The organism is Hyphococcus luteus (genome assembly GCF_002943565.1).
Taxonomy (GTDB): domain Bacteria; phylum Pseudomonadota; class Alphaproteobacteria; order Caulobacterales; family Parvularculaceae; genus Hyphococcus; species Hyphococcus luteus.
In genome coordinates this window covers 819,888-830,438 of the sequence record NZ_PJCH01000015.1, presented here as the reverse complement: position 1 = coordinate 830,438, position 10,551 = coordinate 819,888, and the positions used below count along the sequence as shown (strand labels likewise).

Annotated in this window: 9 protein-coding genes; 8 read left to right on the top strand and 1 reads right to left on the bottom strand. The window is 58.9% G+C overall.

The genetic code is table 11. The features are described from left to right. The first annotated feature begins 8 nt into the window (after positions 1-8). From zwf to CW354_RS23220, 6 genes are all read left to right on the top strand, one after another. A complete protein-coding gene (gene zwf, locus CW354_RS19775; protein ID WP_104830763.1) occupies positions 9-1,469 on the top strand; it encodes a glucose-6-phosphate dehydrogenase in 1,461 nt (486 codons plus the stop codon). Position 1,470: 1 nt separating this feature from the next. Continuing rightward, positions 1,471-2,172: a 6-phosphogluconolactonase gene (gene pgl, locus CW354_RS19770; protein ID WP_104828002.1), complete on the top strand. Its 702-nt coding sequence runs from the start codon at positions 1,471-1,473 to the stop codon at positions 2,170-2,172. Between the two features lie 22 nt (positions 2,173-2,194). Further along, entirely contained in the window at positions 2,195-2,530 is a 336-nt protein-coding gene (locus CW354_RS23565) for a hypothetical protein (protein ID WP_165793857.1), read from the top strand. Beyond that, on the top strand, positions 2,484-3,077 hold the full coding sequence (gene surE, locus CW354_RS19765) for a 5'/3'-nucleotidase SurE (RefSeq protein ID WP_165793856.1): 594 nt from the start codon (positions 2,484-2,486) through the stop codon (positions 3,075-3,077). Before CW354_RS23565 ends, surE begins: the two co-directional genes overlap by 47 nt. Further along, positions 3,064-4,197 (top strand): DSD1 family PLP-dependent enzyme, encoded by a 1,134-nt coding sequence (locus CW354_RS19760; RefSeq protein WP_104831774.1) that lies wholly within the window; start codon positions 3,064-3,066, stop codon positions 4,195-4,197. The genes surE and CW354_RS19760 overlap by 14 nt, the downstream gene beginning before the upstream one ends. A gap of 736 nt (positions 4,198-4,933) precedes the next feature. Then, complete coding sequence (locus tag CW354_RS23220) at positions 4,934-5,281, top strand: hypothetical protein (protein ID WP_133162393.1); 348 nt, start codon at positions 4,934-4,936, stop codon at positions 5,279-5,281. A 130-nt stretch (positions 5,282-5,411) separates the two neighbouring features. On the opposite strand, the gene CW354_RS19755 is transcribed toward CW354_RS23220, so the two are convergent. Next, positions 5,412-6,338: a helix-turn-helix transcriptional regulator gene (locus CW354_RS19755; RefSeq protein WP_165793855.1), complete on the bottom strand. Its 927-nt coding sequence runs from the start codon at positions 6,336-6,338 to the stop codon at positions 5,412-5,414. Between the two features lie 332 nt (positions 6,339-6,670). On the opposite strand from CW354_RS19755, the gene CW354_RS19750 reads away from it, so the two are divergent. Further along, complete coding sequence (locus CW354_RS19750) at positions 6,671-9,103, top strand: TonB-dependent receptor (protein ID WP_104831772.1); 2,433 nt, start codon at positions 6,671-6,673, stop codon at positions 9,101-9,103. Positions 9,104-9,326: 223 nt separating this feature from the next. Beyond that, complete coding sequence (locus CW354_RS19745) at positions 9,327-10,436, top strand: serine hydrolase domain-containing protein (RefSeq protein ID WP_165793854.1); 1,110 nt, start codon at positions 9,327-9,329, stop codon at positions 10,434-10,436. The last annotated feature ends 115 nt before the right edge of the window (positions 10,437-10,551 follow it).

Here is a 10,551-nt window from a genome sequence, read left to right as displayed (position 1 = left end):
CGCACTTCATTCCGGTGACCGCTTTCGATCTTGTTGTGTTCGGGGCGGCGGGCGATCTGTCTTTGCGCAAGCTCATTCCGGCGTTGTTTCACCGCTGGCGCGACAACCAGATTCCGGCGGAATCGAAAATCGTCGGCGTATCGCGCACGGCCATGGATGATGACGCGTTCCGCAAGCTGGCGATCGAAAGTTTCCGCAAATTCCATCCCGATGAGATCATCGACGACAGCGAATGGGCGGCTTTCGCAAGCCAGCTTTATTATGCGGAGCTTGACGCGGTCAAAGAGGGCGGCGAGGGCTGGGCCCGGCTGAAAGACCTGCTCTCCGGCGGAGAAGACAAGCAGCGGGTGTTTTATCTCGCGCTCGCGCCCGGCCTTTACGGCGCCGTCAGCGCCAATATCGATGCGGCGGGATTGAAGTCGCCCGGCGCGCGCATCGTTCTTGAAAAGCCCATCGGCACGGATCTTCAAAGCGCGCACGCCATCAACGAGGCGGTGGGCGCGGTCTTCGAGGAAGAGTCGATTTTCCGCATCGATCATTATCTGGGCAAGGAGACGGTGCAGAACCTGATCGTGCTGCGTTTCATGAACTCGCTCTTCGAGCCGGTGTGGAACGCCAACGCCATCGATCATATCGAGATCACGGTGGCTGAATCCATCGGCGCGGGCGGGCGGGCCAGCTATTACGACAAGGCCGGGGCTCTGCGCGACATGGTGCAGAACCATCTGTTGCAGCTTTTATGTCTCGTCGCCATGGAGCCGCCGCTCGACCTTTCGCCGGACACGCTGCGCGATGAAAAGATCAAGGTGTTGCGCGCGCTGCGGCCGATCACGAAAGACAATGCGCGCCAGACAACGGTGCGCGGCCAGTACGGCAAGGGCGCCGCGGACAGCGAAGTGGCGCCGGGTTACGCCGAAGAGTTGGGCGCTGAAAGCACGACCGAAACCTTCGTCGCCATCAAAGCCAATATCGACAACTGGCGCTGGAAGGGCATGCCGATTTACCTGCGCACCGGCAAACGCATGAAAGACCGGCGTTCGGAGATTATCATTCAGTTCAAGGAAGTCGCCCACGCGCTCATCAATGACGGCGGGCCCTTGCCGCCGACGCGCATGGTCATCCGGTTGCAGCCCGATGAGGGCGTGCGGTTGTTGCTGGTGACCAAGGATCCCGGGCCGGGCGGCATGCGTCTTCGCTATGTGCCGTTGAACCTTTCTTACGCCGACGCATTCAAGGCGCGCTATCCGGACGCTTATGAGCGGCTCTTGATGGCGGTGGTGCGCGGCGATCTCGCGCTTTTCATGCGGCGCGACGAAGTCGAGGCGGCGTGGCGCTGGGTCGACGGCATTCTTGAGGCGTGGGAGGCCGACGGCACGCCGGCTTACGCATACGCTGCCGGAACGGAAGGCCCGGCTCAGGCGGCGATGATGCTCGACCGGGACGGGCGCGAATGGTTCGAGGGCGTCTGAGGTGAAACGGATCGACTTTGCCTCGCGCGATGACATGGCGGAGCAACTTGCCGGTGATGTTGCAGACCGCTTGCGCCGGGCGCTCGAAGAGCGGGGCGGGGCGGCGATGGCGCTTTCCGGCGGGTCGACGCCGGCGGGCCTTTACGAGGCTTTGTCGAAACGCGATCTCGATTGGGCGAACGTGACGGCGGCCTTGGTGGATGAACGCTGGGTCGCGCCGGGCGAAGAGGGCTCGAATGAAAGTTTCGTGTGCGCCAAGCTGCAACAAAACAGGGCCGCGGATGTTCGCTTTGTGGGGATGTGGTCCGATGCGCCGACCCCGGCGGAAGGCTTGGCCGCGGCGGAAGCCCGCTATGAAACAGTGAAAGGATCTTTCGATGTGGTCGTGCTCGGCATGGGGCCGGACGGGCATACGGCGTCGTGGTTTCCTCATGCGCAGGGCCTCGGTCGTGCGCTTGACGCCGGCGGCGTGCGCCTTGCGGCGGTGAAAGCGCAAAAAAGCGCCGTGACCGGAGAGCATCTCGATCGCATGACGCTGACACTCGGCGCGGTTAGCGAAGCGCATTATATCTGTTTATTGATGACGGGCGTGGAAAAGCGAAGCGTATTCGAGCAGGCGTTAAAAGCCGGGCCGGTCGAAGACATGCCTGTTCGCGCGATTATCCGCATGCGGCCCGATTTGTCTGTATGCTGGGCCCCGTGAAGGGCTTGGCGAAGGAGTTTCTGTGGCGAAACTGAATGACGTTCTGGCGCGGGTGACGGACCGCGTGCGCGAGAAAAGCCGGAAGACGCGCGAGGCGTATCTGAAACAGATGCGCGCGGCCGCCTCGGAAGGCCCGCATCGCTCGCACGTATCGTGTGGAAACCTTGCGCACGCCGCCGCGGCCTGCGGGGCCGATGAAAAACGCGCGCTTGCGAAAGGCGGCGGGCCGAACATCGCCATCGTCACCGCTTATAACGACATGCTTTCCGCGCATCAGCCGCTCGGGGCCTATCCCGGGCGCTGGAATTGTCGTGCGGCGCGTGCAGATCGGCGAGGACGGCGAGGGCTATTCCGTTGAAGGAACGCCAGCCGAGGCGGCCGGGTTGGGGATTATGGCGCTGTCGGGCGGGGCGCCGTTCGATCTCGTCATCGCCGGGATCAATCGAGGTGAAAACACCGGTTTGGCGAATCTGTATTCCGGCACGGTCAACGCCGCCATGGAGGCGCTTGTGCGCGGTGCGCCGGCGATTGCTGTGTCGCAGGACGCCGCCTATGACGATGATTTCGCTTTCTCCGCGGCGCTGACGCGTAAGTTTGCCGATAGGGTTCTCAAATATGGACTGCCGCAGGGCGTGATGTTGAACGTCAACATCCCTGTGGACCCGCGAGGCGTCGTGATCGTCCCGTCGCGCGGGTTAAGCGTCGCTGTCGCCGGATTTGACGCAAGCGAACAGGAAGACGGCGCAGTGCTTTACGCGCCCCGTATGGCGGCTGTGAACGACATGCCGGACGGCGATGTCAGGGCGTATCTTGAACGGTATGTATCGGTCGCGCCTCTGGCGCTCGACCGCACGAGCAATGACGCATTCGGCGAATTAGGATGGATCGGCGATGTTGAATTCTGACGGCAAGGAACTGATCGGCGCGCCGGGCGGGCGCTGGCGCATTCCGACCCCCGCGCTTGTCCTTGATCTCGATGCGTTCGAGGCGAACATCGCCGCCGCCGCTTCGTTTTGTCGGGAAAACGGGATCTCGTTCCGGCCCCATGCGAAAAGCCACCGTTGCGTCAATGTCGCACGCCGCCAGATCGCCTCCGGCGCCGTGGGCCAGGGATGCGCCAAGCTCGGCGAGGCGGAGGCGCTTGCGCAAGGCGGCGTCAGCGGGCTTCTCGTGACCTCGCCGATTGTTACCGACGCCGGCATTGAAAGGCTTGTTGCGCTGAATGCCCGCGTCGATGATTTGCTCGCCGTGGTCGATCACCCCGATCCCCTGTCGAGGATCGCCGCGGCGGCGGAGGCCTCCGGCAAACGCATGAAACTTGTTGTGGATATCGATGTGGGCCTGCGCCGCACGGGGGCCGCCACGCCCGACGCCGCCGCGATGCTGGTGAACGCCATCCTCGAGAATTCCGCCCTCGAATTTGCAGGCGTGCAGGGCTATGCCGGCCATCTCATGCATGTCGCCGGCTATGCAGAGCGCAGGGCTGCGCTTGAAGAAGCCATGGCGCCGCTGGCGGCCTTGAAGCAAACTTTGCGCGACAGGAACATCGAAGTTCCGATCTATACGGGCGGCGGCACGGGCAGTATGCAGATCGATGCTGAAATGGGCTTGCTGACGGAGTTGCAGCCCGGGTCTTATCCTTTTATGGACAGCCAGTATGAGGATGTTTGGGTCAAAGCGGACGAAGCGCCGCCGTTCCGCGCCGCGCTATTTGTCCAGACGACGGTGATCAGCGCGAACCATGCGGGCCTCGCCACGGTCGACGCCGGCTACAAGGCTTTCGCTACGGACGCCGACACGCCGTGCATCGTATCGTCAGGCGCGCAGCCCATGAGCTATTTTTTCTATGGCGACGAGCAGGGCGGGCTGACTTTCGACGGACCCGGGCCGGGACTCGGGGATGTCGTCACCTGTTCGGTCCCGCATTGCGATCCGACGGTCAATCTCTACGACCTCTATCACGTGGTGCGCGGCGACCGGGTCGTCGATCTCTGGCCGATCGAGGCGCGCGGGCGCTCCCAGTAATGCGCGATCGGGCGCTGCAGACCTGTTCGGTGAAGGCGCTATATCTCCTCGGCGGATAATTCGGTATGCGCTTGAATCGGGGCGGCCATTACCAGGGCAAACGCCGCGGTATGGATGAAAATCGCCCAATGTTTCGACGGACCTCCAGTCGATGCGCCGGCGCCGAGAAAGCGACTAATGATCTGGCATCGCTTACAGGTAATTCCTTGTACGTGGATATGATAATGGCTGTTGGCGTAGTCATTGATGGATGATACGGACTGTTGAATTTTTTCAGCGATTTACGAGGCGACGTGTGCAGTATGCGTGCACACAGAATAGTTCGCAGGCGATAGGTTTTTTCGATAGTTGTCGATCCGGCGTGATCTGCGGCTTCCGATTGCGCTTCCGGTAATGGCGCGGACGACGCGCTGGATAATGACCGGGTGAATTCGAGGATCGTCCTGCCCCCGACAATATTCAGAGAACGGCTCGGCGCGACGGCGACTGCCGGGTTCGCATTTCTTGAGTTGTCGGTGGATTTGGACAGCCATGTGTCAATTACCAAGAGGGTCTGAAACTGCCTTCGAGGCTGTATCTCCTTCGCCAGATAAGTATGGACGCTTGAGTCGCTGCGCTATTGGAGAATCCGGTTTCGGCGGGGCGCCCGTTTTCTAAATAGCGCCTGAGGAGAGTCTTGCTCCGCATCTTCTAATCGTTATGGTGAGGGCGGGGATGGTCCAGTAATGCCGGTTGCATGGCCTGGGTCTGCAAGCAGTGCTGGGATATGAGCGGGCATTCTACAACCTATGCGGAAATACAGTCGCTGCTTGTTGCGAGCAGGTCTGGCGACGAAGCATCGCGGGACGCTTTATTTCGTCTTGTGCACCGTGAACTGTCCGCAATTGCAGCGTTCGAAAGCTTTTGCATGTCATCTGGATGTCTTATTGCGCTGTGTCCGGCTATGCCGTCGATTCGCGAAACGGACACGCTGATTGATATTGATACGACCGCTTATTTCGAAGATATCATTCGTGTGCATAATTGTTCACAGGATTTATTTGCACACGCTTACCGGGCGCAATGCAGACAAGAGAGAATGTGAGGAGGCCGGGGCGTCTATCAATTCTCAGGCAGATTACGAAAAACTATACTCCAAGTTGTTGAGAACGGGGCTACTTCCGCGAAACACGCGCAAGCAGGGGGTATTTCAATCGAAACCTCAGAACGCAAAATCAGTTGTCGCGGTGCAATCTGGCGTATTCGGTTGGCGTTACCCCGAAAATTCTGCGAAAACTGTGGCAAAAATGGGCGGCGTCGCTGAAGCCGGCCTCCATGGCAATGTCGGTCACCGTGCCGCCGAATGACGGGGAGCGAAGCATGAACGCCGCCAGGTTGGCGCGCCGGGTTAGGATATATTGAGACGGCGTTACGCCGAGCATTGCGAAAATCCTTTGGACCTGTCTGCGCGAAACCGACAAATGTCTGGCGATCATATTCGTGCGAAGCGTATTATCCCGAAGAGAGTTTTCGACAAATTCTAATATACGGCTGCAAAGGAAAACGTCATCGTCCATGGCCGCCGCCGTATTTTCGGCGCATGTATGTAACAGCGCTGAAAAGACGCCCGAGATGCACTCTTCTGCATTCTCTTCATCATGAAACACGTTGAATTCGTCATCCAGAACCGTCAAGGCGAAATCATGAAGCCGTTTGACCGATTCCGATCTTGCAATGAGCCTTCCTTCTGCGGGAATGTTAATGCTCAGCAAGTTTGTTGGGAATTCAATGGTAATCGCGACGTTCCGATCGGAAATGTTAAGTCCGTAAGGCGCTCCCGCCGCGCCAATTGCGAGATCGCCCGTGTTTATCAACCCTGCCGCATCTTCTCTGAACGCCAGGCAGGTTCCTTCGCTTACTATGTGGGCAATGCTGCGTCCGTATTCAGGGTCCGGCGTCGTTGATTGCCATCGATGAATGCGCGCTTTTTGAGAGTTGATGCGCATAACACGAAAGGCGCCGATCGTCCGCGTCTTCCAACTCGCGCTGATGTTTCTTGCGGCCGAAACCGACATCCCGGGAAATTCATTTTCCAGGATGCTGTTCCAGTAGTCGAGGCGTTGGCTTGAGGCGACGTCGCTGGTGGATAGTAACCTGCTCATTAAGTTATTTCGCCTTTCCGCAAGATTATTCAGCCGGACAGGCAATCGGAAATGCTTCCGAGGCCCTGGGCGAGTTTTCATCAGTCTGCTGCGATTCTATCCGTGGACTGCTGTATTGCAATGGTGCGCCGCACAAAAGGGCTGGCGCGCCAGCCTTCCGTATACAATCGAAGCAAGAGTAATGGCTGGCGCGTTTGTACAATATCCGGCCCTCCGGGCATGGTAACTTTCAGGCAAAATATAAATGAAGCCGTCTTAAAGGCTGGCTCGCGGCGCAGGCGTAGTCGCGAGCGGTGGGGCGGCGTTGTCTTGCATTCCAGGGAGGGGCCCACATGACGCACAAGAAACGAAAAGAGTACGCCATGCGCGCAAGCGTTTTGGCGATCGGAGCGGCGCTCGCCGTCGGCCAGTCGGCGTTGGCGCAATCGGGCGAGAATGGCGGTCTCGACACTATTGTCGTTACCGCTCAGTTTAAGGAGCAAAATGTTCAGGACGCGCCGATTGCAATCACCGCCGTGTCGGGTGAGTTGCTGCGCGCGCGCGGCCAGAACACGGTCGAAGAAATATCGGCCCAGGCGCCGAATGTCACCCTGACGAGAGCCGGTTCTTTCGCTGGACCCGCGCTGATCGGTTTCATCCGCGGCGTCGGCCAGACCGACTTCAATCCTGCGCTGGAGCCGGGCGTCGGCCTTTATGTCGACGACGTCTATTATTCGACGCTGACGGGATCGATCCTCGACCTTCTCGATCTCGACCGGGTCGAAGTTTTGCGGGGCCCCCAAGGAACGCTCGCCGGCAAGAACTCGATCGGCGGCGCCGTTAAAATGTTCTCGGTGCGGCCGTCCGATGAGCCGGACGGCTATATCGAGGCCGGCGTTGGCAGCTACGACGCCGTCAATCTGCGTGCGGCGAGCAACTTCACTCTTGTGGAAGACCGGCTATTCGCCCGCGTCTCCGGCGTGTTCAGATCGCGCGACGGCCATGTTACGACTCTGGATTACGGTTGCACGCATCCGGGTTCGGGTTTCGACAGCCAGGTTTCCGGCGCAGATTGCATTACCGGCCATGAGGGCGGCATCAAATATGGAGCCGCTCGCCTCGCCTTTCGGTGGTTGCCGGCGGATAATGTCGAAATCAATCTGGCGGGGGATTGGACAGATGACGAGTCAGAGCCCGTGGCCAACACGCTGTTGGCTACGGGCCCCACAGTTGCGCCGAGCCTGATCTTCCCCAGCGCTGGCGGCCCGCCGCTCTTCTGGGAAAATGTTGCAATTCCGGGGCAGGATGTATTGCAGACTGGCTGTATGTTTATCGCATATGGAGCCAACTCCTGCGATCCGCTGAGTCCGAATGACCCCTATGTCAACTATGAGGACTATAAGGATCCGGTGTCCGGCTATGTTGCCGATCGGCGTCAGTATGTGGAATCAAAAGGCGCATCCCTGAATATCGATTGGAATATGGCTGAGAATCTCAACGTCAAGTCGATTACAGCTTATCGCGAGTATGATTCTGCCTTCGCCAGCGCGCAGGACGGTTCGCCGTTTCCGCTCGCCCTGTTGTTCCAGCGGACGCTACACGACCAGTTCAGTCAGGAAGTCCGTGTCAACGGGCGGTTCGGCGATTTCGCCGACATCACTTTTGGCGGCTTCTACTTCCGCGCCAATACCGACTTCGATGCGCGCGTCAATCTCGACTATGTGGGCTTCGATTTCATCCACGGGCCCGATCCGGTGGATACAAGAAACATGGCGGTTTTCGCGAATGCGATCTTCACGCTCACCGACCGCTTGGAACTCGCCGGCGGCTTGCGGTACAGCGACGATAAAAAGGTTTACACCTATCGCCGTCACAATCCTGACGGTAGCGTGATCGATCCCTGCCTCGGACCGCCGGGAACGCCGGGCAACCCGCCCAATTGTCTGATTTCGTCGCTGGACGGCGTGACCAGCACCTTCAAGGACGACCGCATCGATTATCGTGTGGCGCTCAGCTATCACTGGACTGACGATGTCATGACTTATGTCCAGTATTCCACCGGCTACAAGGGCGGCGGCGTCAATCCGCGACCCTTTTACAATGTCCAGGCCGTTTCTTTCGATCCGGAAGAGTTGAAGACCATCGAGGTCGGCGCCAAGACACAACTTTTCGACAATCGTCTCCGGCTTAACGGCGCGCTCTTCTATAACGACTACACGGGCGTTACCGCCACGTTTGGCGACTGCAGCGCCCAGTTCGGGCCGATTTTCGGTGTTCCGTGTCTCCTGAACTCGAATGCGGGCGACGCCAAGGTGAAAGGCGCCGAACTTGAATTGGATTTCGTGCCGGTCGAAGGTTTTCAGATCGATGGATCGTTCAGCGTTCTCGATTTCGAATACAAGACCGTTAACCCCGCCACCGGCATCCCTCTCAGCGCAATTACGCAGTATACGCCGGAACTGTCCTGGAGCATCGGCGCGCAATATGCTTATGAAGCGGGGTTTGGCGTCATCACGCCGCGTCTCGACATTTCCTATCAGGACGACATGTTCACGGACCCGACCAATACGCCGGGCAGTAAAATCGACGCCTACACGCTTCTCAATGGCCGGATCACCTGGGAGGATCCGGATCATGACTGGGCTCTCGCCTTCGAAGTGCGCAACCTGACGGACAAGTTGTACTATGGGGCCAAGGGAGAGGGTATAACCGGCGGGAGTGGGTTCGATAACGGTGCGCCTGGTCTGCCAAGAACCTGGCTGGTTTCCGTACGGCGCAATTTCTAGGTGTGTCGCGCTGGCGTTGCTTCCTTGCGCAACGCCGAATCTGCGTCACGCCTGACGTCAGGCGTGACGCCTTTTGTCCCTAACCGCATGAGCGGCAGGAGTTTGTAAAATGCACAATTTCCGAGGCAGGAGCGTTGCGGTCGTGATATCCGCGTTGGCTTCAGTATCTTTTCCTGCACAAGCTGACGAAGTCCCTGCGCCTGTACAGGAACTGCGGCGGCATATGCTTGACGCGGACGTGAACGCGCTATTCTTTCATAATATGGATGAGCTGTTCGACACGCGCGTCGTGACCCGCGCGGGGCCCGTCTCGCCGCTGTTGCGCGAAGACGCCGCGCCGCCGGGACTGAAATTCGAAGGCAAGGCTTATTCTTACGACCAATTCGCAGAAGCAACGTACACTAATGCTTTCCTGGTCATCCGGGACGGAAAGATCGTTTTCGAGGACTACCGGAACAACACCCATGCCGACATGCGGTTCATCGGGTTTTCGATGTCGAAGTCGATCACTTCGATGCTGATCGGCATTGCAATCGAACATGGCGACATAAAATCGGTCGATGACCTGGCGGTCGAATATGCGCCCGAGCTTCGCGGCTCGGGTTATGACGGCGTGACAATCCGCCAGATCCTCGAAATGCGCTCCGGCGTCGACTACGAGGAGCGGTACGACTTTGGCGAAAATCCCAGTCTTGCCGCGAACATACATGAGAATGCGATTGTGCAGAATAAAGAGCGTTTCGCCGATCGCGCGCAGACGATCAAACGCAAAGTCGAGCCCGGATCGCGCTTCAACTATGCAACGCTGGACACCGCGGTCCTCGGCAGGGTTCTCGAAGGGGCGACAGGGCAAGCGATTTCCAAATTCATGAGCGAACATCTGTGGGAGCCGGCCGGCATGGAATATTCCGGTTTCTGGATAGCGGATGGTCCGCCCGGCGTCGGCCGCGAACTCAACGGCATGGGTTACAATGCGACCCTGCGCGATTTCGGCCGGCTCGGCCTGCTTATGCTGAATGACGGCAAGCTGGGGGATCGGCAGATCGTTCCGGAAGCTTGGGTGCGCGCGTCGACGAAGATGAAGCCGATTGAAGGAGGCGAATTCGCCGGGCCGCACAGCGCGTACGGATATCAATGGTGGAAACTCGACGACAGGGCCGGCTCGTTCATAGCGGTAGGCCTGCAGGGGCAATTCATCTATGTCGATCCGCGTTCGAAGACGGTGATCGTAAAACTCAGCTATTTTCCGCCGGACGCCCCTGAAGAAATAACGGATATGACGGTCGCTTATTTCAACGCAATCATCGGATGGTCGCCGGCGCAACCTCGGTAAGCCTTACAGAGCAGACTGGCCGATTCCGCAGTTTCGGCAGTCATGACGTCGTAATGATTTGAAATCATGATCGCTACACGGACGATTGTTTCGTCTCGAGCGGAAGCCGACGTCA